The sequence below is a fragment of the Streptomyces sp. NPDC015242 genome, from assembly GCF_043079125.1.
Lineage (GTDB): Bacteria > Actinomycetota > Actinomycetes > Streptomycetales > Streptomycetaceae > Streptomyces.
On record NZ_JBIBUF010000005.1, the window covers coordinates 479,660 to 503,196 of the forward strand.

Consider the following 23,537-nt stretch of genomic DNA (forward strand, 5'->3'; position numbering starts at 1 on the left):
CGCGGTGAGGTGTGGCCCATGGTTGAACGGAGCGCTATCGGGCGTTTATCGGCCACCTATACGGTCCGCTGGGACACCGTGGACAGGGGCGAGCCCCCGGCGCCGAGGGGCGCCGGGGGCTCGTGGTTGCCGCGGACTGTTCGCCGGTGAGCGGTCAGGCGGCGTTGTTCAGCGGGTTGTTGTCGCCGCGGTTGAGGTCGGCCTCGACGTCGTTGGCGAGGATCCACGCCACGTTGGCGGCCTGGTGGTTGACGTTGCGGTTGTTGAGGTTGCGGTTGTTGTTCGTGTTGTTGTTGGCGTTGTTGTTGTTGAGGTTGTTGTTCATGGAAGGGTTCCTCTTCTCTGTCGGGGTGGGCTGTCCGTCCCGTGAACCCAGCTGCACACGGGTCGTGTGCGGCCGGCGGGTCGCTTCATAGCGGCGGAGCGCGGCGGCGATGCCGGCGGCTCCTGATGCCTCGTCCTTGAGGCAGATCGCGAGGGCCACCGCGTCCTCGATGGCCTGGTTGGCTCCCTGGCCGTGGTGCGGGAGCATCGGGTGGGCCGCGTCGCCGAGCAGCGTGGTGCGGGCGGTGCTCCACCGCTCCAGCGGCGCCCGGTCGTACAGCGCCCAGCGGCGCACGTCCCGCGCCGCGCCGACGAGGGCCCGTACCTGCGGCGCCCACCCGGCCAGCGCCGCGTCGAGGTCGGCGGGCCCGGCCGCGCTCGTCCAGGACTCGTCGGATCCCTCGGGCGACGGGACGACGGCGACGTAGGTGAACTGGCGTCCGCCGCTGACCGGGTAGAGCAGGACGCGCCCGGCGGGGCCCGCGAACAGGTACATCCGCGCGGGGTCGAGGTCCGGCAGCGCGGCCGCGTCGACCAGGCCCCGCAGCGCGCAGTTGCCGGAGTACACGGGCCGCTCGGGCCCGGCGAGCCGGTGGCGCACCAGGGAGTGCACGCCGTCCGCGCCGATCAGCGCGGAGGCCCGGGTCACCGTGCCGCCCGCGAACCGGAGCGTGACGCCCTTGGCGCCCTCCTCGTAACCGGTCAGCTCGCGCCCGGTGTGGACACGCTCGGCGGGCAGCAGTGAGGCCAGCATCCGGTGCAGGTCGCCGCGGTGCACCGTCAGGTAGGGGGCGCCGAACTGCTCCTCCCACGCGGCGCCCATCTCCTGCCGGGCCACCGTGGAGCCGTCGTGGAAGGCGCGGACCTCCAGCGCCTCGGGCCGCACCGCCTCCCGGGCTAGCTGCCCGGCCAGTCCCATGCGGGTCAGCAGCCGGGTGCCGTTGGGGCCGAGGTGCATGCCGACGCCTTGTTCGCGCAGGGTGCCGCCCCGCTCATAGACGTGGACGTCGATACCGCGGCGGTGCAGGGCGGCGGCGGTGGCGAGTCCGCCGATGCCCGCGCCGATCACCGCGATCGTGGTGGTGGTCATCGGTGGTCCCATGCCTTCTCGAAGGAATCGAAGGAGTTGAAGGAGTTGAAGTCGTCGAACGCGCCGGTCTCGCCGGAGCCGAGGGCGAGGACGGCGTCCAGGTCGGCGTCGGCGGCCAGTTCCACATCGGTGACCCGGGCGTCCGGGTCCCGTACGGCGGCCGTCAGCATCCGCTCGTAGCCGTCCGCGAACCGCTCGACGGTCGTCCGGTCCAGGACGTCGGTGTCGTAGGAGAAGACCGCGGTCACGCCCTCGGGGGTCTGCTCGATGCGCAGCAGCAGGTCCAGCTGGCCCTCCTGCTGCGGCACGTCGATCAGGGCGATGTCGAGCCCGGCGTACGGGATGGCGCGGCCGACCGCCTGGCCCGGCGGCACGTTGGGCACCGGCGGTTCCATGCGGTCCATGTGGACCAGGAACAGCGCGGCGCGGAACAGGGTGGCCTGCGGGAAGGCCAGGCCGCACGGGTAGCGCACACCCAGCATGCCCCGCATGATCCGCTCGCCGGCCTGCGCGGCGGCGGCCCGGAAGGTGGTGCCCGGCGCGAACTCGGCCCGTACCGGGATGGTGTTGAGGAAGCAGCCGATCACGTCCCGCTGGCCGCGGCCGGAGCGGCTGGAGGCCGGCACCCCGAGCAGGAAGTCGTCCTGTCCCGTCCAGCGGTGGGTCAGCGACTGGAACACGGCGAGCAGGTAGGCGAAGGGTGTCACGCCCGCCGCGGCCGCCGCGGCGCCGATCCCGTCGGCTGCCTCGGGGGCGAGCCGCCGCACGACGGTGTCGCCGCGCAGCGAGCGCACCCGGGGGCGCTGCCGGTCCAGCGGCAGTTCGGCCGGGGCCGATCCGGCGACGGACTCCCGCCAGGCGGCGGCGGCCCGCAACCCGGACTCGGAGGCGGTGTGGGCCAGCTCCGCCGCCGCGTGCTCGGTGTAGGTGCCCTTCAGCGGACGCCAGTCGGGGGCGGTGCCGGCGGCGTGGGCCGCGTAGGCGACGAGGACGTCGCGGACCAGCAGCCAGCGGGAGGTGAAGTCGCTGACGATGTGGTGGGCGGAGGTGACCAGCGCCCAGTCGTCGTCGGCGCGGCGCAGCAGCACCACCCGGAAGGTCCCCGACTCCAGCCGGAACGGCCGGGCCCCGGCCTCCTCGACGGCGCGCAGCAGCCCGGCCTCGTCGATGCCGTCGAGGTCCCGCAGTTCCAGCCGTACGACGGGGGTGTCGGAGGCGACACGGACCGGGCGCCCGCCGTGCTCGGCGAAGACGGAGCGCAGCAGTTCCTGGCGCTCGCCGACCGAGGTGACGGCGGCGTCCATGGCGGCGGGGTCGACCCGGCCGCTCAGCCGCAGCGGCATCACGATGTTGTAGGCGGCGCTGTCCGGGGCGATGCGGTACGCGGTCCACATCGACTCCTGGATCGAGGTCAGCGGCAGGGCCCGCACGGTGGAGGTCATCCGCAGCCTCCCGCGTGGCTCAGGTCGGAGGCGGGGCCGCCGACGAGGGCGACGCCGGGCCCGGGCTTCTGCGCGGCGGGCGCCGGGGCGGGCCCGGGGAAGGACGCCGCGAAGTCGGCCACCCGGTCCAGGCCCCAGAAGGGCTCCGAGCCGTGGATGAAGTACGGCACCCCGAACACACCGTCGCGGTCCACGTCCACCAGGGCACGGACACCTTGCGCCCGGATCTCCGGGTCGTCGGTGACGGAGCCCGCCTCCTCGGCGTCCAGGCCGATGGAGACGGCCAGTTCGCGCACGGTCGCCGGGTCGCACAGGTCACGGCCCTCCAGCCAGCGGGCCCGGCCCGCCCGCTCCACCCACGCCCGGCCCAGGCCCCGGCGCTCGGCGAGGAACCACGTCAGATGCGCGGGCTCCCACCACGGGTCGGCGTCCACCGGCCAGGTCAGGGTGAGCCCCCGGTCCGCGGCGAGCCGGCGTACGTCCCGCAGGATGTAGAACTGCTTGGCCCGGGACATCGGAACGTAGGGGAACTCGGCGCCCGCCTCGGCCAGCAGCTTCCGGCTGATCTCGTCGGGCTCCCAGAAGGGCCGCCACTCCAGCCGGTCGAGCAGGCCGGGGTGGTTCTCGCGCAGCTCCCGCAGCGCGAGGAAGTTGTAGGGGCTGCGCAGGTTGAAGTAGAAGCGCGGCGGCCGGGCGGCGCGTGGCATGGCTGACTCCCTAAGGCGGATGGGGTGTTCTCAGACGACCAGTCCGCCGTCGACGGCGAAGACCTGTCCGGTGATGTAGGCGGCACGGTCGCCGGCCAGGAAGGACACGAGTTCCGCGACCTCCTGGGGTTCGCCGAAGCGGCCCAGCGGGATGCGGCGGGTCATCTCCTTGGCGTGCTTCTCGGAGAGACCGCCGGTCATGTCGGTGCTGATGAAGCCCGGGGCGACGGAGTTGGCGCGGATGCCGGAGCGTCCCGCCTCCTTGGCGAAGGCCGCGGTGAAGCCGATGATCCCGGCCTTGGACGCGGAGTAGTTGGTCTGCGTGGCGTGTCCCGCGGCGGCGACCGAGGAGAGCGTGACGACGGTGCCGCGGCGGCGCTTGAGCATGGGGAAGGCGAGCGTGCGGACGACGTTGTAGGTGCCGTCGAGGTTGGTGCGCAGCACGGCGTCCCAGTCCTCGTCGGCCATCATCGCCAGGTGCTGGTCGCGGACGATCCCGGCCGCGGTGACCACCACGTCCACCGGTCCGAGCAGTTCCTCGGTCTCGGCCGCGAACGCGGCCACGGCGGCCCGGTCCGTGACGTCGACGCGGCGGGCCAGGGTGCGGGCGCCGTGCGCGGCGGCGGACTTGGCGGCGAGCTCGGCCGCCTCCTCGTTCGACTGGTAGCACAGCGCGACGTCATGGCCGTCGCGGGCGAGGGTCTCCACGACGGCCCGCCCGATCCCGCGCGAACCGCCGGTGACCAGGGCGACCGGCCTCGGTGTGTCGGACATGTGACGTGCCTCTTTCCTCGGTGACGGAACGGGGGGGCCGCGGGTGTCTCAGGCCAGCCGCAGCAGCAGCGCGCCGACGGTGCCGTCGCGGTCCGCCGCGGTGATCAGGGCGAGCCGGTCCAACGGGCTCGGTTCGCTCTCCGCCTCGGCCAGCGCGGCGGCGAGCTGGAAGGCGGCGGAGGCCGCGCCGGCGTCGCCCACCAGGGAGCGCACCGGGAGCCGGTTGCCGGTCAGCCCGTCGAGGGCGGACTCCTCCTGCTTGCCGAGCAGGCCGGGCGGATTGCCGGGCACGATCAGCTCGACGTCGCCGGGGGCGGCGTCCGCGTCGGCCAGCACGTCGGCGACGCAGCGTTCCAGCGCCGCTCCGGCCCGGCCCTTGTCCTGGAAGGCGCGGAACCGGGAGCCGAGGACCGACGCGAGCACCGGCCGGCCTCCCTCGCGGGCGGCGGCCTCCTCCTCCAGGAGGAAGAGGGCGGCGCCCTCGCCGAGCGGCTGCGGTTCGGCGCCGTCGTGGTCGGCGACCCGTTCCAGCCGGGCCCGCTGCACGGAGAACTCCTCGGCCGCGCCGGCCAGCAGCGCCGTGCCGTGTCCGCCGCGCAGCAGCCGGGAGGCGTACTGGAGGGCGAGCAGGGCGGTGGCGGCGCCGCCGGAGACGGTGACGTTGGGGCCCTTGAGGGTGTGCCGGATGGCACTGGTCCCGGCGGGGCAGTTCATGACGGTGTTGGGGAAGCGCGCCGGGTCGACGAGGTAGGGCTTGTCGCCGGTGAGCGCGTCCCGGGTGAAGTCCATGATCGACTGGACGCTGCCGGAGGTTCCGAGCACCAGGCCGGTGCGCTCCGGGTCGGCGGCGAGCCGGGTTCCGTACTCGTCGAGGAGCATGCCGACCGTGGTGGCCGCGATGCCGGTGACCCGGTCCATGGAACGGGTGCCCTTGCGGCCGAGGACGGCCTTGATGTCGAAGCCGGGGATCAGCCCGGCCTCCGGGTAGGGGACCGGCCAGGTCTCCGCGTCCACCGGCGCGACCGCCCGCAGCCCGGACCTGAGTCCCTCGGTGAAGCTCTGCCTGCCCAGTCCGTACGGCGAGGACACGGACCAGCCGGATATCGCCAGCCGGGGCGCGGCGGCGTTCGCCTGGAGCGCCATGCTCGTCAACTCCTCTCGAATTTGCTGCCGCCGGCTCTCACGCCGCCTGCTCCCACTTGCCGAGCACCAGGACGGCGTTGTTGCCGCCGAAGGCGAGGCCGTTGTTCTGCACGACCTTCAGCTCCGCCTCGACCGCCTCGTTGGGCACGCAGTCGACCGCGCACGCGGGGTCCGTCGACCGGTGGTTGATCGTCGGGGGGATGAAGCCGTCCCGCAGGGCCAGCGCGCAGGCCGCGGAGGCGAGGGCGCTGGCGGCGCCCATGGTGTGGCCGATCATCGACTTGATGGAGACGGTGCGCGGCAGGGTGTCGCCGAACACCTGCCGGATGGCGCCGACTTCGGTCACGTCGTTGGCCTTGGTCCCGGTGCCGTGCGCGGAGATGAAGTCGACGTCCGTGGCCTCGATGCCGGCGTTGCGGTGCGCCGCGGTGATGCAGCGGGCGATGGAGTCCCGGTCGGGGGCGACCGGGTGGCTGGCGTCGCAGGACAGGCCGTAGCCGAGGACCTCGGCGTAGATCCGGGCGCCGCGGGCGAGCGCGGACTCCAGCGACTCCATCAGCAGGATGCCGGCGCCCTCGCCGGTCAGGATGCCCTGCCGGTCGGCGTCGAAGGGGCGGCACACGTCGGGCGCGATGGTGCCGAGCCGGTAGAAGCCGGTGAAGGTCTTGCGGCACAGCGCGTCCGCGCCGCCGCACAGCGCCATCTCGACGTCTCCGGAGCTGATCGCGTCGTAGCCGTAGCCGACCGCGTAGTTGCCGGCCGCGCAGGCGGTGGGCACCGTGACGGTCTCCACGTCCTCCAGGCCGAGCTCGCGGACGATGCCGGCCGACAGCCGGCCGGGCCACACCCGGCGGGCCGCCACCTCGTCGAGGGCGTCGTCGCCCTCGGCGACCTGGAGCGCGGTGAGGTGGTCGAGGTCGCGGGACTCGCCGTCGGTGGTGCCGACCGAGACCAACGAGCGCACGTCGCGCACCTGCTGTGCGGTCAGGCCGGCGTCGGCGACCGCCATCCGGCTCGCGGCGACCGCGAACTGCGCGGCCCGGCCCAGGTCGTCCGGGGACTGGGCGGTCAGCCAGGCCGCCGCGTCGAAGCCGTTGATCTCGCAGGCGTTGGAGTACGCGAAACCGGTGGTGTCGAAGGCACCGATCGGTTTGGCGCCGCTGCGGCCGGCCCGCAGGCCGGCCGCGAAGGCGTCGACACCGGTACCGATGCTCGTCACCACGCCGAGGCCGGTGACGACCACCCGGTGCCGCGCACCGCGCCGGCCGCCCTCCGGCGTCGCGACCCCGCTCACTTGACCTGCGCCTCGGCGACCACGGCGTAGACGCCGGCGAGGTTGACCATCCGGCTGAGCTCCGACTGCGTCAGGGCGATGCCGAAGGTCCGCTCCAGGGAGGAGAGGATCTCGATGGTGCGCAGCGAGTCGGCGTCGTGCTCCTCCTTGAACAGGCTGACGTCGGTGACCTCGTCGAGTTCCAGCTCGAGGATGTCGCAGACGATCTCCTTGATCTCCGCCTTCTGCTCGTCGTCGAGGGCAGGGAGCTGAGTGGTCATGGGATGCCTCCGTGCATCGGTGTGCGGCCGCGCGGGCCTCGGGTGGTGGTGTTCGGGGATGCGTTCATGGTGGCGGGGCCCGCTATCGGTGCCCTATATCCGCCAACTCCTGTGCTTCGGCAGCAAGTTGAGACGGCAGGTCGGTGTCCTGTGCCAGTTCGGCGACCTCGCCGAAGTGCCGCCGCACCCAGGCGTCGTCGTAGATCGTGTCGAGGTAGCGGTCTCCGCCGTCGGGCAGGATCAGCACGACGTTGGAACCGGGTTCGAGGTTCGGTGCGATGCGGTCCAGCGCGGAGACCACGGCTCCGGAGGAGCCGCCCGCGAGGATCGCCTCGCGCCGTACGAGCCGGCGGCAGCCCCTCACGCAGTCCAGGTCGGTGACGTGGACGACGTGGTCGGCGTCCGAGGGCCGCAGCAGCTTGGGCCGGATCGACGCGCCGTGGCCCGGCACCAGCCGGGTGCAGCCGGTGCTCCGGCCGAACAGCACGCTGCCGACGGCGTCCACCGCGTGCACGGTCGTCGTCAGGCCGTTCTGCCTGATGTACTCGGCGCAGCCGCCCAGGGTGCCTCCGGTGCCGGCCGCCAGGATCAGGTGGTCGACCTGGCCGTCCAGCGCCTCGGCGATCTCGCGCATCGTGGTCAGGTGCGCCTGCCGGTTGAGCGGGTTGGCGTACTGGTCGGGCCAGTACGAGTCGGGTGTCGAGGCCAGCAGTTCCGCCACCCTGCGCAGCCGCATGGGCAGCAGCTCCCCGGTGACCGGGTCCGGGTCGGTGACGACCTCCACCCGGGCGCCGTAGGCCCGCAGGATCGCGAGGTTCTGCTGGGTGGTGCGCGCGTCGACCACGCAGATGAAGCGCAGTCCGAAGTACGCACAGATCTGGGCGAGTCCGATCGCGAGGTTTCCGGAACTGGACTCGATCACGGTGGAACGACCGGGCACGAGTTCCCCGGAGCGGATCCGGTTCAGCACCATAGAGAGCGCCGACCGGTCCTTGACGCTGCCGCCGGGATTGAACCGCTCGGCCTTGGCGAACAGCCGTACCGGTAAGTCCGGCGCGAGCCGTTCCAGCTCGATGAGCGGAGTGTTCCCCACCACGGCGAGGATTCCCCGGAGTTCGGCGAGCGGCATGCCGGGAAGTCCGCCCGGTCCCGGGGCAACGGCCTTCCCGTCTTCGTACGGCATCTGATGCAGCCATCCTCTGCTGGGAGTTGCGGGGGCGGTATTCGACGCCAACCGAGAATCGCCGAGCCGCCTATACCTCACCCATACGAACCTGCTCAAGCGGCAATTCTGGCCACCTATAGATGCCGCATAGCGGGCCAGCCGATTCTGGCGTGTAATCCCACTCGACAGCGCACAAAGACGCTGCGCACAACGCCTCACAGACGCACCCGACCGAAGAAATGAGCTTTCCCATGACCGACATCGGTACGACCGACAACGACTCCCGCATCCGCAGAGTCGTCATCCTCGGCGGCGGCACGGCCGGCTGGATGACCGCCGCCTATCTCGGCAAGGCGCTCCAGGGCACCGTCGACATCCAGGTACTGGAAGCCCCGGCCATTCCCCGGATCGGCGTGGGCGAGGCCACCGTGCCGAATCTGCACCGCGTCCTCTTCGACTACCTCGGCATACCCGAGGAGGAGTGGATGCGCGAGTGCAACGCCAGCTTCAAGATGGCCGTGCGCTTCGTCAACTGGCGCACCCCGGGCCGCGGGGAGCCCGGGGCGCGCACCCTGGACAACGGCCGGCCGGACCACTTCTACCACCCGTTCGGCATCCTCCCCGACCACGACAACACGCCGCTGTCCCACTACTGGTACAAGAACCGGCACGAGGGCCGCACCGACGAGCCGTTCGACTACGCCTGCTTCCGCGAGCCGCCGGTGATGGACGCCAACAAGTCGCCCAAGTGGCTCGACGGCACCCCGTCCACCCGCTACGCCTGGCACTTCGACGCCGCCCTGGTCGCCGACTTCCTGCGCCGCTTCGCCACCGACAAGCAGGGCGTGGAGCACGTCCAGGACGAGATGGTGCGGGTCGAGCAGGACGAGCGCGGCTACGTCACGGCCCTGCACACCAAGTCCGGCCGGGTGCTCGACGCCGACCTGTTCGTGGACTGCTCGGGCTTCCGCGGGCTGCTCATCAACAAGGCGCTGGGCGAGCCGTTCATCGACATGAGCGACCACCTGCTGTGCGACCGGGCGGTGGCCACCGCCGTACCGCACGACGACGAGGCGAACGGGGTCGAGCCGTACACCTCGGCCATCGCGATGTCCTCCGGCTGGGCCTGGAAGATCCCGATGCTGGGCCGTTTCGGGTCCGGTTACGTCTACTCCAGCAAGTTCACCTCCCAGGAGGAGGCGACCGCGGAGTTCTGCGAGCTGTGGGGGCTGGACCCCGCAAAGACACAGTTCAACCACGTGCGTTTCCGGGTCGGCCGCAACCGCCGCGCCTGGGTCAACAACGTGGTCAGCATCGGCCTTTCCTCGTGCTTCCTGGAGCCGCTGGAGTCGACCGGCATCTACTTCATCACCGCCGCGATCCACCAGCTCGCCAAGCACTTCCCCGACCGCACCTTCAACCCGGCCCTGGCGGACAGCTTCAACCAGGAGATCGAGGTGATGTTCGACGACACCCGCGACTTCATCCAGGCGCACTTCTACTACGCGCCGCGCGACGACTCGCCGTTCTGGCGGGCTCAGAAGGAACTGAAACTGCCGGAGAACATCCAGCGGAAGATCGAGGCCTACAAGGCGGGGCTCCCGATCAATTCTCCGATCACCGACGAGTCCACGTACTACGGGAACTTCGAGGCGGAGTTCCGCAATTTCTGGACCAACGGCAGCTATTACTGCATCTTCGCCGGCCTCGGCCTGGAACCGGACACGCCGCTGCCCGCGCTCGCCCACAAGCCGGAGTCCGTCGCGGGCGCCCAGCCGCTGTTCGACAAGGTCAAGCAGGAGCAGCAGCACCTGCTGGACACGCTGCCCAGCGCCCACGACTACCTGCGCCGCCTGCACGGCGCGTAGGCCCCGGCCGCTCCGGCCACGGATCAGCCCGGCGGCGCTGAGCCCCCGCAGTCCGCCGGGCGGACCCGCACCGTCCCGATTCCGGATCCGATCCTGCTACCGACAGGAGCCGACCGCATGACCGGTACAGCTGAGACCCACACGAGCACTCCCCCGACCGCTGCGGCCCTTTCGACGGCACCGGCCGCCGCGCCGGAGCCCACCGACATACGCCCCCTGATGGCGTCCTTCCCCTCCGGCGTCAGCGTGGTGACCGCGCTCGACGCCGACTCCGCCCCGCGCGGCATGACCTGCAGCTCGCTGGCGAGCGTGGCGCTCGACCCGGCGACCCTGGTGGTCTGCCTGCGCACCGCCGGCCCGACCCTGCGTGCCGCCCTGGACAGCGGGCACTTCGCCCTGAACCTGCTGCACGAGGAGGCACGGTCCGTCTCCGACCTGTTCGCCTCGGCCGGCACCGACCGGTTCGCACGGGCCGAGTGGCGGCTCCCGCTGGGCGCCGCGGGGCCGCACCTGACGGAGGCCGCGCTGGCCGTCGCGGACTGCACGGTGGTGCACGCCGTCGAGGTCGGCGACCACACGGCCGTCTTCGGCCGCGTCACCCGCGTCACCCAGACCGACGGCCGGTCACCGCTGCTCTACGGCAGGCGCCGGTACGCGCGCTGGTCCGCGGCCGCGTCGGCCCCGGCGCCGGAGGCCGGGCCCGCACCGGTCCGCACCCTGCCCGCAGCCGCGCTCGCCGCGCCCTCACCCCTCGAAGGAGAAGCCCATGTCGGGTCCTGACCCGTTGCCGGGCCTGCTCGTCGCCGTTCCCGTGGTGATCGGCGTGTGCGGTCTCGGAGCGCTGCTCTTCCGCCGGATCGGGCAGCCGCCCGTCATCGGCGAGATCACCCTCGGCATCCTGCTCGGGCCGTCGCTGCTCGGCTGGATCTCCCCCGCCGCCCAGCACTGGCTGTTCCCGGCGGAGATCCTCCCGCACCTGCTGGTGCTGGGCCATCTCGGCCTGCTCGCCTTCATGTTCCTGGTCGGCCTGGAGCTGGACCTGTCGGCCCTGCGCGGCCACAGCCGTACCGCCGTCGCCGTCTCCTACGCCGGCATGGTGCTGCCCCTGCTGCTGGGCGCGCTGCTGGCGCTCGGGATGTACGGCCCGTTCGCCCCGGCCGGGGTGGGGCGGCTGCCGTTCGTCCTGTTCATCGCCGTCGCGATGAGCATCACGGCGTTCCCGGTGCTCGCCCGGATCCTCACCGACCGCGGTCTCTACACCACACCCCTCGGATCGCTGGCCATGGCGTGCGCGGCCGTGGACGACGTCAGCGCGTGGTGCCTGCTGGCGCTGGTCGCGGCCGTCAGCACCAGCGGTTCGATGGAGCAGGCGGCCGTCACGGCCGCCTGGTCACTGGTCTTCGTGGCCTGCATGATGTACCTGGTCCGGCCGGCGCTGAACCGGCTGACCCGGCAGGCGGGCAAGGCCGCGGAGAGCTCGGTCCTGGTGTTCGTCTTCGCCGGCCTGTGCGTGTCGGCCTTCGTCACGGACGGCATCGGCATCCACGCCCTGTTCGGCGCGTTCCTCTTCGGTGTGGTCATGCCGCGCGGTTCCCGGGCGGTCGAGCTGTCCGCGGCCCGGCTGCGGGCGTTCACCGTCCCGGTGCTGCTGCCGCTGTTCTTCGTCAGCACCGGACTGCGCACCGATGTCTCGCTGCTCACCGGGGACGCCACCCAGTGGCTGTGGGCCGGCGCCGTCCTGGCGGTGGCCCTGCTCGGCAAGTTCGGCGGCGGCACGGCGGCGGCCCGGCTGTCGGGCCGGTCCTGGCGGGACGCGCTGTCGCTCGGCGCGCTGATGAACTGCCGCGGCCTGACCGAGCTCGTCGTCCTCAATCTCGGCCTGGAACTGGGCGTCATCGGCCCCGATCTGTTCACCATCCTGGTCCTGATGGCCCTGATCACCACGGCCATGACCTCCCCCGCCCTCACCTGGTTCCTGCGCAGACCGGCCCCGGAACCGTCCGTCCCCGCCCCCCGGCCGGTCACCGCCGCGTGACGCGGCCCGCCCCGGGCGGACCCGCCCGGCACCCCGCCGCGGCCGTTCTCCGTACCGGCCGGCCCGGACGTGCGCCACGGCCCCCGCCGCTCGCCGGCCCGGACCCGCGCCCCGCCCGCCGCACACCGGCCCGGATCCGCGGCCCGGCGCCCCACGCCCCGCCCGGAGTGCGCACCCCGGCCCCGCGCCCCCGGTCCCCGCCGTCACGGCGGGGACCGGGGGCGTCGCGGTCGCGGGGCGGCCCATGGTCAGGCCGCCGGTGTCAGGGCGTGGGCGCCGCTGGCCAGGGCCCAGCGTTCGAGGGTGGACCGGGCGGCCCCTGAGTCGATCGCCTCGGCGGCCCGGCCGACGGCCGGGGCGAGGCGCTCGGTGACCGTCCGTCCGCCGGCCGGCTCCAGCGCGGCCAGGGCGGCGGCGGCCGAGAGCAGGACGGCGTCGCGCACCGGTCCCCGTTCACCGCCGAGGATCCGCCGCGCCACGTCCGCGTTGTGTCCGGCGTCCGCCCCGCGCAGCGCCTCGACGGGGGCGTACCGGAAGCCGAGGGCCCGTGGGTCGAACGTCTCCTGGCGGACCGTGCCGCCTTCCACCGTGAGGACGGTGGAGGTGGTGGTGACGGTCAGTTCGTCCAGGCCGTCGTCGCCGCGGAACACCAGCGCGTCGGCCCCCCGGCGCGCCAGCACCCCGGCGACCAGCGGCAGCAGCCGGGCGTCGGCGACGCCGACCGCCTGGGCCGTGGGGGCCGCCGGGTTGGTCAGCGGCCCGAGGGCGTTGAAGACGGTGGGGATGCCGAGCGCGCGCCGGGCGACCGCCGCGTGGCGCATCGCCGGATGGAAGTCGGGGGCGAAGCAGAACGTGATGCCGACCTCCTCCGCCAGTGCCGCCACCTGCCGCGGCGGCAGCCGCAGGCTCACCCCGAGCTTCTCCAGTACGTCGGCCGAGCCCGAGGCGGAACTGGAGGCGCGGTTGCCGTGCTTGACGACGCGCGCCCCCGCGCCCGCCGCCACGACCGCGGACATCGTGGAGATGTTGACGGTCTTCGCGCCGTCCCCTCCGGTGCCCACCACATCGACGGTCCTCCCCGGCACGTCGATGTGTACTGCGTGCGCCATCATCCCCCGTACCAGCCCCTGCAGTTCGCCGGTCGTCTCCCCCTTGGCGCGCAGCGCCACCAGGAAGCCGGCGATCAGGGCGTCGGAGGCGTTGCCCCGCATCACCTGGTCCATCACCCACGCGGTGTCCGGCTCGGACAGGTCGCGACCGTTCAGGACGGAGCCGAGCAGCTCGGGCCAGGACCGTTGCGGCCCGCCCGGTGCGGTCCTTGCGTTCACTCCGGTTCTCCTTCAGTCATCCGGTCCCGGACCAGTGCCTCGCGGGCGTCAGCTCCAGGGATCCACATCGGCGTCGGCGGCCGCGCCACTCCAGGGGTCCACGTCGGCACCGGCGGTCGCACCGCTCCACGGGTCCACGTCGGCACCGGCGGTCGCACCGCTCCACGGGTCCACCTCCGCACCGGCGGTCACGCGGCTCCACGGGTCCACCTCCTGGGTGGCCGCCACCGCGCTGTGCGGAGCCGCGTGCGCCTGGCCGGCCACCGCCACTCCGGTGAACAGGACGCCGGCCGTGAAACCGGCGGCGACGAGAGCGTGGATCCCGGACTTCTTGATCTGTGTGAGCTGCATTTCCGTCTCCCCGTTATGTTTTTCTCTTGGTTTCGGTCCGGCTCGTCCGTTCCGACACCGAGGAAATTACGGAGCTACGGCTTCAGTCGATTATCAGAGATGCTTCAGCGATCACCGCCGGAGCAATAACGGCGATATACTCGCAGGTCACCATGGGTTAACGCGAAATTCGGACCCGTAGGTTCCAGGGGTTCCGCGAAGGTCGCGGAGGCCTTCCTCGCAGCCCGCACGGGCCACACAGGCAGAAATTCGAATTATTCAGGGAACGGGCATGGCGGCCCGTTCGGACGTACGCAGGAAATTCTCCAGCAGTCGCATTCCTCCGACCGTCGTGATGGACTCGGGATGGAACTGCAGCCCCTCCACGGCGAGCGTGCGGTGCCGCAGGCCCATGACATGGCCGTCGTCGGCGGCCCGTGCCGTCACGGCCAGCTCCCGCGGCAGCGGCTCCTCGACGACCAGCGAGTGGTACCGGGTGGCGGTGACCTCGCCGCCGAGGCCGGTGAAGACGCCGGCGCCGTCGTGCCCGACGGGGCTGGTCTTGCCGTGCTTGAGCCGGGCCGCGACGGCGATCCGCGCCCCGTAGGCGAGGCCGATCGCCTGGTGGCCGAGGCAGATGCCGAGCAGCGGCACCCGCCCGGCGAAGGTGTGCACCAGCTCCACGTGCCCCGAGTCGGCCGGATGCCCCGGCCCGGGCCCCAGCACCACCGCCTCCGCGCCCAGGGCCGCCAGTTGCGCCGGGGTGCGGGTGCCGGAGCGCACCACGTCGGTCTCGGCGCCCAGCGTGCGCAGGTACTGGTCGATGATGTGGGTGAAGCTGTCGTAGGCGTCGACGAGCAGGACCTTCACGGCAGCAGCTCCTCACCGGTCAGCGCCCAGTAGGCGGCGCCCATCTTGTGCAGCGTCTCGTGCCACTCGGCGAGCGGATCGGAGTCGGCGACGATGCCGGCGCAGCTCTGCGTGGAGTACACCGTCCCGTCGTGGGTGACGGTGCGGATGCACAGGGCGAGCCGGGACCAGCCGCGCACGTCGACCAGGCCGACCGCGCCCGCGTACATCCCCCGGGGCGCGCTCTCCAGCTCGTCGATGATCTCCATGGCCCGGATCTTCGGGGCACCGGTGACCGTGCCGGCCGGGAAGGTGGCGCGCAGCACCGACCAGGTGTCCTCGCCCGGCGCGAGGACACCCTCGACGGTGGAGACGAGGTGGAAGACGTGCGAGTAGCGCTCCACGGTCATCAGCCGCTGCACGTCCAGCGTGCCCGGCGCACTGACCCGGCCGATGTCGTTGCGGCACAGGTCGACCAGCATGACGTGCTCGGCGCGTTCCTTCTCGCTGGCCCTCAGCGCCTCGATGCGCGGCCCGTCGACCGCCGGGTCGCCGCTGCGCGCGGTGGTGCCGGCGATGGGCCGCATGACGATCCGGTCGCCCTCGGTGCGGAACAGCACCTCGGGGCTGGCGCCGATGAGCGTGGAGCCGTCGCGCGGGACGAGGTACATGTACGGCGACGGGTTGCGGTGCCGCAGCCGCCGGTAGACGTCCAGCGGGGTGAGCGCGGTGTCCACGTCGATGCGGTGACCGATCTGGATCTGGTAGATGTCCCCGACGCCGATGTGCGCCAGGCAGCGGTCCACCTGGGCGAGGAAGGCCCGCTCGTCGGTGCTGTCCCGGACCGTGCGCGGGGCGGGCGCCGCGGGCAGCGGGGCGGGCTCGGGGGCGGGCGGATGCAGCCCGGCGGCGACGGTCGCGACGAGGCCGGGGACCGCGGCGGGCGGGAAGTCCGGGCAGTGGGCGGTGAGTTGGCGCGCGGTGCCCGCGTCGAGGTCGTAGCAGACGACCTCGCGGAAGAGGGTCAGGACGAGGTCGGGGCCGCCGTCGGGGGTGCGCTCGGGCAGCCGCTCCATGTGCCAGGCGGCGCCGTAGCCGACGGTGGTCAGGAAGCCGAAGGCGTATCCGCTCGCGGGCACCGTGGTCTCCACGGCGAACGTCCGCTGGGCGGCCCGCAGCAGCTCCCACACCTGGCCGGCGTCGGCCAGGGCGCGGGCGCCGTCCGGCAGTTCGGCCAGCTGCAGGTCGTCGGCGGCGGCGCGCAGGGCCTCGGTGACGGCGGGGGCCCCGTCGACGGTGACGCGGTCGGCGTGCACCTGGAGTTCGGCGAGCCGGCCATGGCCGACCACGGCGCCGTTGCCGTCCCCTTCGGGGGCGGCGAGGCTCTCCAGCAGGAACACCTCGTCGCCGGCGCGGGCGCGCAGGGCCGTGTAGAGGTCCAGCGGGTCGTGCGGGGGCAGGACGGTCTCGTCGACCTGGACGGTGAGCGGCCGGCGTGGTGCGCCGGCCGCTCGGGGCGGTGAGTCGAGCAGTGTGGTCACAGGTGTACCCCATCCTCGAGAAGGGTGGCGGGCGATGGTCAGCCGTAGCGGCGCAGCTCGTGGAAGAAGTCCTGCTCCACGGCGAGTTCACCGGAGTCGAGCAGCCGGTCGTAGACGTGCTTGCCGACGGCCAGGTCGAGGACGCCGAGTCCGAACGGCGAGAAGAACACGGGCCGGCCGGCGGGCACCCGGGCCGCGCCGGTGAGCACGTCGTGGAGGGTGCCGTCGATGAACTCCCGTCCGCCGCTCAGCCGTTCGGCCAGGTGCGTGGAGGTGTCGGCCTTCAGGCAGTGCTCGACGTCGTCGACGAAGTTGGCGCCGGAGAGGATCACCTCGGGCGCCAGGTCGCGCAGCGACACGTGCAGCACCAGCGGGTGGTGGCCGAACCAGCCGGGGTCGGTGACGTGCGGGGTGCCGGCGACGGTGGCGAAGACGACGAGGTCGCTGCCGCGGACGAGGTTCTCGGCCGACTCGTGCACGGTGACCCGGCCCCCCGCCCCGGAGCGGCCGAGGTGCCCGGCGAACCCGGCGGCGTGCTCCGCCGACAGGTCGTGCACGCCGATCTCGTCGAACTCCCAGCCGGTGCCCGCCAGATACTGGTGGATGTACCGGGCGATGAGACCGGTGCCGAAGAAACCGACCCGGCGCGGCCGGTCCCCGCGCGCCCGGCCGAGGGCGTCGGCGGCCAGCGCCGCGGAGGCGGCGGTACGGGCCGCGCTGATGATCGAACTCTCCAGGCAGGCCAGCGGGTAGCCGGTCTCCGGGTCGTTGAGGATGAGCACGGCGGAGGCGCGCGGGAGGCCCGCCGCCACGTTGCCGGGGAAGCTGGAGATCCATTTCAGGCCGTCCACGCCGATGCCGCCGCCGATCGAGGCCGGGAGCGCGATGATGCGGGAGGCGGGCCGGTCGGGGAAGCGGAGGAAGTAGGACGGCGGGTTGACGGTGTCACCGGCACCGTGGACGCGGTACGCCGTTTCGATCAGACGCACCACCTCCCGGTGCCGGCCCGCCAGGACCCGGTGGACCTGGGCGCCGGAGATCACGGCGAAGGTGGGCGCCTTGGCGACAGGCGGCATCGTGTACTCCACGTTTCGGCTGGCAGTGGTACCGGCCGAACGTAGGCAGCCCGCTTATCGGTGGGGTATCGGCCGTCTACAACGGCACGTGACGGACCCGGGCGCTCCTCGCCGGCGCCCGGGGTCAGCCTTCCTCGTTCTCCAGCCGGGCCAGCGCGCGTTCCGCCTCCGCGCGCCACTGCGGGGCGTCGGCGCGGACGAACACGTCATGGGCGGCGGTCAGCCGTTCCCGCGCCGCGTCGAGGCGGGCCAGCCGGCGCAGGGCGTCGCCGAGGACGAGGTTGATCCGGCCGTCGACGAGGGGGGAGTCGATGTGCTCGACGATCTCCAGCGCCTCGGTCAGGGTGGTCGCGGCGGCCTCCACCTCGTCCGCGCCCAGGCGGCTCTCGCCGAGTCCCAGCAGGGCGTAGGCGAGCCCCACCCGGTCGGACTTGTCGGTGACGAGCGTGACCACCTGCTGAAACGCTTTTTCCGCCAGATCGAAGTCCGACCGGGCCAGATGCACCCGGCCCAGCCGGTGCAGGGTCTGGGCGGCGCCGCGCCGGCTGCCGCCGCCGATCGACTCCATGAGCTGGACCGCTTCGAGACTCAGCTTCATCGCCGGCTCGGTGGCGCCGCGGTCCAGTTCGATCTGCGCCATGTTGTCGAGGGTGTGCGCCTCGGAGGAGGTGTCGCCGACCCGGCGCAGGATGTCCCGGGCCGTCCGCAGCCGCTCCATGGCGACGTCCAGGTTGCCGCGGAACCGGTCCAGGATCGACAGGTTGCGCAGGTTCAGCGCCTGCCCGTGCTCCTCGCCGGCCTGCTCGAACAGCTCCAGCGCCTCGCTGTAGCGGGCGTGTGCCTCCTCCAGCCGGCGGTAGGACTGGGCGACGCCGCCGAGCTGGTGCAGCATGGCGGCCTGCCCGCGCAGGTTGCCCGTCCTGCGGGACGCGGCCAGCGCCGCCTCCGAGCAGATCCGCCAGTCGTCCAGGTAGTGGCGGGTCTCGAAGAGCACCGCCGCCGAGACCGTGAGGTCCCAGGCGAGGTCGGCCATGTCCAGGGCGGCCGTCTGCTCGACCGCGGCGACCAGCGACAGGCGTTCCGCCTCCAGCCACTCCAGCGGCGAGTCGAGGAGTTCGTCGAGGTGGATGGGGTCGACCGGCCGGCGCGCCACCTCGCTGTGCACGACGCTGAAGTGGCCTCCGTACTCCCGTCGGTGGGCCTCCTCCGCGATCGTCAGCCAGGTGCGGAAGGCGCGCTCGCGGGCGGCCCGCTGGGCGTCCGGCGGCTCCTCGGCGTAGGCCCGCTCGCGGGCGTACAGGCGCATGAGGTTCTGCAGCCGGTAGCGCAGCCGGCCGGTCGCGTCGACACCGACGACCTCCAGGAACTGGGCGTCGACGAGGTCCTCCATGATCCGCTCGGCGTCCAGCACGTCGACATCGAGCAGCGCGCCGCCGACCCAGGCCGCGAAGTCGGGCACGTCGAGCAGGCCGAGCCGCCGGTAGAGCAGCGCCGCCTCCTCGGGCAGATAGCGGTACGACAGCGCGAAGCTGGCCCGCACCCGGGAGGCGCCCTGGCTCAGCTCGTCCAGCCTGCGTGCCTCGTCGGTGAGCCGGGTCACCAGGTGCCGTACGGTCCAGTGCGGTTTGGAGGCGAGCCGGGCGGCGGCGATGCGCAGGGCCAGCGGCAGCCGGTCGCACAGCTCGGCCAGCCGCACGGTGTCGGCGCGGGCGGAGGCGATGCGCTCGGTGCCGACGATCCGGCCGAGCAGTTCCACGGCCTCCGGCTCGGGCAGCACGCCGAGGTGCACCCGGGCCTCCTGCGGCCAGGTGACCAGTTCCTCCAGCTGGTCCCGGCTGGTGACCAGCACGGCACAGCGCCCGCTGCCGGGCAGCAGGGTGCGCAGCTGCGCGTAGGAGCGGACGTTGTCCAGGACGACGAGCACCTGCCGCTCGGCGAGCACGCTGCGGTACAGCGCGACGAGCGCCTCCGTCTCCGGCGGTATCTGGTCACTGGGCACGCCCAGTGAGCGCAGGAACCGGCTGATGACGTCGGCGGCGATCGTCGGCTCGTGCTCCTCGTCGTAGCCGCGCAGGTCGGCGAAGAGCCGTCCGTCCGGGAAGTGGGCGGCGGCCCGGTGGGCCCAGCGGACCGCGAGGCCGGTCTTGCCGACGCCCGCGATGCCCGTGATCAGCCCGAAGGCGGGTCCTTGTTGCCGGTCCCGGTCCGCCACCAGCAGGTCCAGTACGGCCAGTTCGGGCTCCCGGCCGGTGAAGCCGGGCACGTCCGGCGGAAGTTCGGACGGGACGATGACGGAGTCGGAGCGCAGCGCGTCGGCGGCGACCACCGGCGGTGCGGGGGCGAGGGAGGGGTCGTCGCGCAGGATCGCGTCGTGCAGGTCCTGGAGGTCGGGGCCCGGCTCCATGCCGAGTTCCTCGATGAACTGCGAGCGCGCCTCCCGGAAGGTGCCCATCGCCTCGGCCCGCCGCCCGGACCGGTATTGCGCGAGCATCAGATGGTGCCGGGTGCGCTCGCGCAGCGGATGCTCCCGCACGACGGCCGCCAGCTCCGGTACGAGGTCCTGGTGGTTGCCGAGTTCCAGCAGGACGGAGGTGGCGTCGTCGTAGGCGTTGAGACGGTGGCCTTCGAGCCGGGCGGCCTCGTCCTCCACCAGCGGGCTGGCGATACCGGCGAAGGCGGGGCCCGTCCACAGGGCGAGGGCACGGGCGTAGCTGTCGGCCGCGTCGGTGTACCGGCCCTGCTCCACCGCCGTCTCGGCGTCCTTGACCAGCCGGGCGAAGTCCACCGAGTCGACCGAGTGCCCCTCGGATCTGAGGACGTATCCGGGGTGGGCGGTGACGATGATGTCCTCGGTGACGCCCTCGGCCTTGAAAGCCTTGCGCAGGGCGGCGATCACGATCGCGATCTGGGTGCGGGCGGTGGCGGGCGGGCCGCTGTTCCAGACACCGTCGACGAGGGTGTCGACCGGTACGATCCGGCCAGGGTTGAGCAGCAGCAGAGCCAGGACCGTTCGCTGGCGCGCACCGCCGACGGTGAGCGCACGGCCGTTCGCCGTCACCGACAGGGGCCCCAGGATCTTGAAACCGAGCCGCTCGCCCACGGATGTTTCCCCCTAGAACTCCACCCACCGTCCTCACCGGAGCGCCTGGACGACAATACCTGAGCGGCCGGGCGGGTTCGCTGGCGTTTTCCAGCCGTCCCTGAGGTCAGGGGCTTCGACGGCGCGGAATTGGGGAATCCTCTTCCCTTTTCACGGATTGCCGGAGAGGTCAGGTGTGCGAATTCGCACCGAGTAATCCGGACCGGAATATCCCTTCCGAGAATTCGTTGCCCTTTACATCGGGCAACCACGAAACTCCCCGGTACCTGGAGTGGCCGGATCCCGCCCCGGGATCCGGCCGTCACGCAGGCACGAATGGCCGATTCGCTATCGCACAGGTGATCCAATCGCGTCATACCGGGCACCACCTCGCCCGGCATGCCCACAGGCCCCCGGGGGGCCGCGCGGAGCGGGGGAGGAAACGACGGCCTCGGAGGCCGGATCGACGATGCCCACCGCCCCGCACGGGGGCAAGGAACCGGCACCGTGACCGAAAAGGATCAGGCCCGGGGCGCAACAGGCTGCGGAGAGCCCGCCCGAAGGGCTCACACCCGCTCGGGCCGCCCTGGCGCGCGACGGGCTGCGTCAGAGGCGAGAGCCGGACGAAACCCGCGAGGAGCCAAGTCTTTCGCGTCGCACGACTGGACAGGAACAACATCCGTAGCCGTTAATCCATCCCATGTATCGCTCACCGGAGCCGATCGACCGGGACCCCGTCGAAACGAGCACGTGACGCGTCGCGTCCGACCGCCCGCCCGGCCGGCCGGCCGGCCGGCCGGCCGGTGAGCGAACGCACCGAAGACCAAACAGTCACCTTCCCCCACCGAGAGGTGCAAGATGTCTTCCTCCGTCAGCAGACGGCGTCTTCTGCAAGTGGCCGGGGCCACGGCCGCCGCCTCTGCCACCGGTTCCTTCATCGGCGCATCGCCTGCCCGAGCGGCCGTCCCTCCCGCACGGGCGGACATCGGGGTGTCCGCGCATCCCTTCGCGCTCGGCCAGGTGCGGCTCACCGCGAGCCGCTGGCTGGACAACCAGGACCGTACGCGGAACTACCTGCGGTTCGTCGACGTCGACCGGCTGCTGCGCAACTTCCGCGCCAACCACCGCCTGTCCACCAACGGCGCCGCCGCGAACGGCGGTTGGGACGCGCCGACCTTCCCCTTCCGCACCCACGCCCAGGGGCACTTCCTCACGGCGTGGGCGCAGCTCTACGCGGTCACCGGAGACACCGTCTGCCGGGACAAGGCGACCCACATGGTCGCGGAGCTGGCCAAGTGCCAGGCCAACAACAGTGCCGCCGGGTTCGGCGCCGGGTATCTCTCCGGCTACCCCGAGTCCGACTTCACCGCTCTCGAGCAGCGGACCCTGAGCAACGGCAACGTGCCGTACTACACCATCCACAAGACCCTGGCCGGCCTGCTGGACGTGTGGCGCCACATCGGCAGCACACAGGCCCGCGACGTCCTGCTCTCCTTGGCGGGGTGGGTCGACCGGCGCACCGGCCGGCTGAGCGCCCAGCAGATGCAGGCCATGCTGCAGACGGAGTTCGGCGGCATGAATGCCGTGCTGGCCGATCTCTACCAGCAGACAGGCGACGCGCGGTGGCTCGCCGTCGCCCAACGGTTCGATCACGCCGCGGTGTTCGACCCCTTGGCGGCCAACCAGGACCGGCTCAGCGGACTGCACGCCAACACGCAGGTACCCAAGTGGATCGGGGCCGCCCGGGAGTTCAAGGCCACCGGCACGACCCGGTACCGGGACATCGCCACCCATGCCTGGAACTTCTGCGTCGGCAACCACACGTACGCCATCGGCGGCAACAGCCAGGCGGAGCACTTCCGCGCCCCGAACGCCATCGCCGGCTACCTGAACAAGGACACGTGCGAAAGCTGCAACACCTTCAACATGCTCACCCTCACCCGGGAGCTGTTCGCGCTGGACCCCGATCGGGCCGCCTTGTTCGACTACTACGAGCAGGCGTGGCTGAACCACATGATCGGCCAGCAGAACCCCGCGGACGACCACGGCCATGTCACCTACTTCACCCCGCTCAACCCCGGAGGCCGGCGTGGCGTGGGCCCGGCATGGGGCGGCGGCACGTGGAGCACCGACTACGGCACCTTCTGGTGCTGCCAGGGGACAGGCCTGGAGATGCACACCAGGTTGATGGACTCCGTCTACTACCGCAGTGACACCACGCTGATCGTCAACCTGTTCGTGCCCTCGGTGCTCGACTGGTCGGAGCGCGGCATCACCGTCACCCAGACGACGACCTATCCCGTGAGCGACACCACGACCCTGCGGGTCACCGGGAACGCCGGCGGAACCTGGGCGATGCGCATACGCATCCCGGGCTGGACCTCCGGGGCCACGGTCAGCGTCAACGGCACGGCGCAGAACATCCCCACCACACCCGGCAGTTACGCCACCTTGACCCGCTCCTGGACCTCCGGCGACACGGTCACCGTCCGTCTGCCCATGCGGGTCGTCATGCGCGCGGCCAACGACGACGCCAACGTCGCCGCGATCACCTACGGCCCGGTGGTCCTGTCCGGCGACTACGGCGATTCCGCGCTCACCTCCCTTCCGGCGCTGGACACCTCCTCGATCAGGCGGACCGGCAGCACGTCGCTCGCCTTCACCGCCCGCGCCGACGGCTCCGCCGTCGACCTGGGCCCGTTCCACGACGCGCACGGCCACAACTACACCGTCTACTGGAACACCAGCGGTACCGGCACCGTCCGGCTCGCCAACGTGGGCAGCGGTCTCGTGCTGGGCATCCAGAACATGTCCACGGCGGACGGCGGCCGCGCGCTGCAGTGGAACGACTCGGGTACCGCCGACCACGACTGGCACATGATCCCCGACGGAACCGGGTTCCGCTTCCGCAACGCCCACAGCGGCAAGGTGCTCGGTGTCCAGGACATGTCCACGGCGGACAACGCGGCCGTCCTGCAGTGGGCGGACAACGGCACCGCCGACCACCGCTGGACGCTGCTCGACCAGGGAGACGGGACCTACAAGATCCGCAACGTGCACAGCGGCAAGTTGCTCGCCATCGCGAACGGCTCCACCGCTGTCGGCGCGTTCGCGGTCCAGGACCGGGACGACGGCACCGCGGACAACCGCTGGCGCCTCGTGCGGAACTGACGCCCCACCCGGATGTAGATGGTGATCAGTCCGCGCACTCCCATGCGCGACTGTTCGACCA

18 protein-coding genes are annotated in these 23,537 nt (G+C 72.2%); 4 read left to right on the forward strand and 14 right to left on the reverse strand.

Annotation, left to right across the window (positions count from 1 at the left end):
• Positions 1-154: 154 nt before the first annotated feature.
• From ACF07N_RS19815 to sbnA, 8 genes are all read right to left on the reverse strand, one after another.
• The gene (locus tag ACF07N_RS19815) at positions 155-1,414 is read right to left on the reverse strand and encodes an FAD-dependent monooxygenase (RefSeq protein WP_392114528.1); all 1,260 of its coding nucleotides are present in this window, start codon (positions 1,412-1,414) and stop codon (positions 155-157) included.
• Complete coding sequence (locus ACF07N_RS19820; RefSeq protein ID WP_383330547.1) at positions 1,411-2,856, reverse strand: condensation domain-containing protein; 1,446 nt, start codon at positions 2,854-2,856, stop codon at positions 1,411-1,413. The genes ACF07N_RS19815 and ACF07N_RS19820 overlap by 4 nt, the downstream gene beginning before the upstream one ends.
• Positions 2,853-3,563, reverse strand: coding sequence for a 2-hydroxychromene-2-carboxylate isomerase (locus ACF07N_RS19825; protein WP_383587056.1), 711 nt, complete (start codon positions 3,561-3,563; stop codon positions 2,853-2,855). The genes ACF07N_RS19820 and ACF07N_RS19825 overlap by 4 nt, the downstream gene beginning before the upstream one ends.
• 30 nt (positions 3,564-3,593) lie before the next feature.
• Complete coding sequence (gene fabG / locus ACF07N_RS19830) at positions 3,594-4,337, reverse strand: 3-oxoacyl-ACP reductase FabG (RefSeq protein WP_383330553.1); 744 nt, start codon at positions 4,335-4,337, stop codon at positions 3,594-3,596.
• 48 nt (positions 4,338-4,385) lie between these two features.
• Positions 4,386-5,480 (reverse strand): beta-ketoacyl synthase N-terminal-like domain-containing protein, encoded by a 1,095-nt coding sequence (locus tag ACF07N_RS19835; RefSeq protein WP_392114531.1) that lies wholly within the window; start codon positions 5,478-5,480, stop codon positions 4,386-4,388.
• A gap of 37 nt (positions 5,481-5,517) precedes the next feature.
• Complete coding sequence (locus ACF07N_RS19840) at positions 5,518-6,774, reverse strand: beta-ketoacyl-[acyl-carrier-protein] synthase family protein (protein WP_392114534.1); 1,257 nt, start codon at positions 6,772-6,774, stop codon at positions 5,518-5,520.
• On the reverse strand, positions 6,771-7,034 hold the full coding sequence (locus ACF07N_RS19845; RefSeq protein WP_383330562.1) for an acyl carrier protein: 264 nt from the start codon (positions 7,032-7,034) through the stop codon (positions 6,771-6,773). The genes ACF07N_RS19840 and ACF07N_RS19845 overlap by 4 nt, the downstream gene beginning before the upstream one ends.
• 82 nt (positions 7,035-7,116) lie before the next feature.
• A complete protein-coding gene (sbnA, locus tag ACF07N_RS19850) occupies positions 7,117-8,163 on the reverse strand; it encodes a 2,3-diaminopropionate biosynthesis protein SbnA (protein WP_383330938.1) in 1,047 nt (348 codons plus the stop codon).
• Between the two features lie 287 nt (positions 8,164-8,450).
• Between sbnA and ACF07N_RS19855 the strand changes: the two genes are divergently transcribed.
• From ACF07N_RS19855 to ACF07N_RS19865, 3 genes are all read left to right on the forward strand, one after another.
• On the forward strand, positions 8,451-10,067 hold the full coding sequence (locus ACF07N_RS19855; protein ID WP_392114538.1) for a tryptophan halogenase family protein: 1,617 nt from the start codon (positions 8,451-8,453) through the stop codon (positions 10,065-10,067).
• Positions 10,068-10,184: 117 nt separating this feature from the next.
• Positions 10,185-10,847, forward strand: a complete 663-nt coding sequence (locus ACF07N_RS19860; RefSeq protein ID WP_383587053.1) for a flavin reductase family protein — start codon at positions 10,185-10,187, stop codon at positions 10,845-10,847.
• Complete coding sequence (locus ACF07N_RS19865) at positions 10,834-12,102, forward strand: cation:proton antiporter (protein WP_392114541.1); 1,269 nt, start codon at positions 10,834-10,836, stop codon at positions 12,100-12,102. The genes ACF07N_RS19860 and ACF07N_RS19865 overlap by 14 nt, the downstream gene beginning before the upstream one ends.
• 248 nt (positions 12,103-12,350) lie before the next feature.
• Here ACF07N_RS19865 and trpD read toward each other — a convergent pair whose 3' ends face one another.
• The 6 genes from trpD to ACF07N_RS19895 all read right to left on the reverse strand — a co-directional run bounded on the left by trpD (position 12,351) and on the right by ACF07N_RS19895 (position 20,326).
• Positions 12,351-13,430 (reverse strand): anthranilate phosphoribosyltransferase, encoded by a 1,080-nt coding sequence (trpD, locus tag ACF07N_RS19870; RefSeq protein WP_392114544.1) that lies wholly within the window; start codon positions 13,428-13,430, stop codon positions 12,351-12,353.
• Positions 13,431-13,478: 48 nt separating this feature from the next.
• A complete protein-coding gene (locus tag ACF07N_RS19875) occupies positions 13,479-13,781 on the reverse strand; it encodes a hypothetical protein (protein WP_383330576.1) in 303 nt (100 codons plus the stop codon).
• 258 nt (positions 13,782-14,039) lie between these two features.
• The gene (locus tag ACF07N_RS19880; RefSeq protein WP_392114547.1) at positions 14,040-14,630 is read right to left on the reverse strand and encodes an anthranilate synthase component II; all 591 of its coding nucleotides are present in this window, start codon (positions 14,628-14,630) and stop codon (positions 14,040-14,042) included.
• On the reverse strand, positions 14,627-16,150 hold the full coding sequence (locus tag ACF07N_RS19885) for an anthranilate synthase component I family protein (protein ID WP_392114549.1): 1,524 nt from the start codon (positions 16,148-16,150) through the stop codon (positions 14,627-14,629). The genes ACF07N_RS19880 and ACF07N_RS19885 overlap by 4 nt, the downstream gene beginning before the upstream one ends.
• A 38-nt stretch (positions 16,151-16,188) precedes the next feature.
• Positions 16,189-17,226 (reverse strand): 2,3-diaminopropionate biosynthesis protein SbnB, encoded by a 1,038-nt coding sequence (gene sbnB / locus ACF07N_RS19890; protein ID WP_392114551.1) that lies wholly within the window; start codon positions 17,224-17,226, stop codon positions 16,189-16,191.
• Positions 17,227-17,350: 124 nt separating this feature from the next.
• Positions 17,351-20,326: a BTAD domain-containing putative transcriptional regulator gene (locus tag ACF07N_RS19895; protein WP_392114553.1), complete on the reverse strand. Its 2,976-nt coding sequence runs from the start codon at positions 20,324-20,326 to the stop codon at positions 17,351-17,353.
• 837 nt (positions 20,327-21,163) lie between these two features.
• Here ACF07N_RS19895 and ACF07N_RS19900 point away from each other — a divergent pair.
• Complete coding sequence (locus ACF07N_RS19900) at positions 21,164-23,476, forward strand: beta-L-arabinofuranosidase domain-containing protein (RefSeq protein WP_392114556.1); 2,313 nt, start codon at positions 21,164-21,166, stop codon at positions 23,474-23,476.
• Positions 23,477-23,537: the final 61 nt, after the last annotated feature.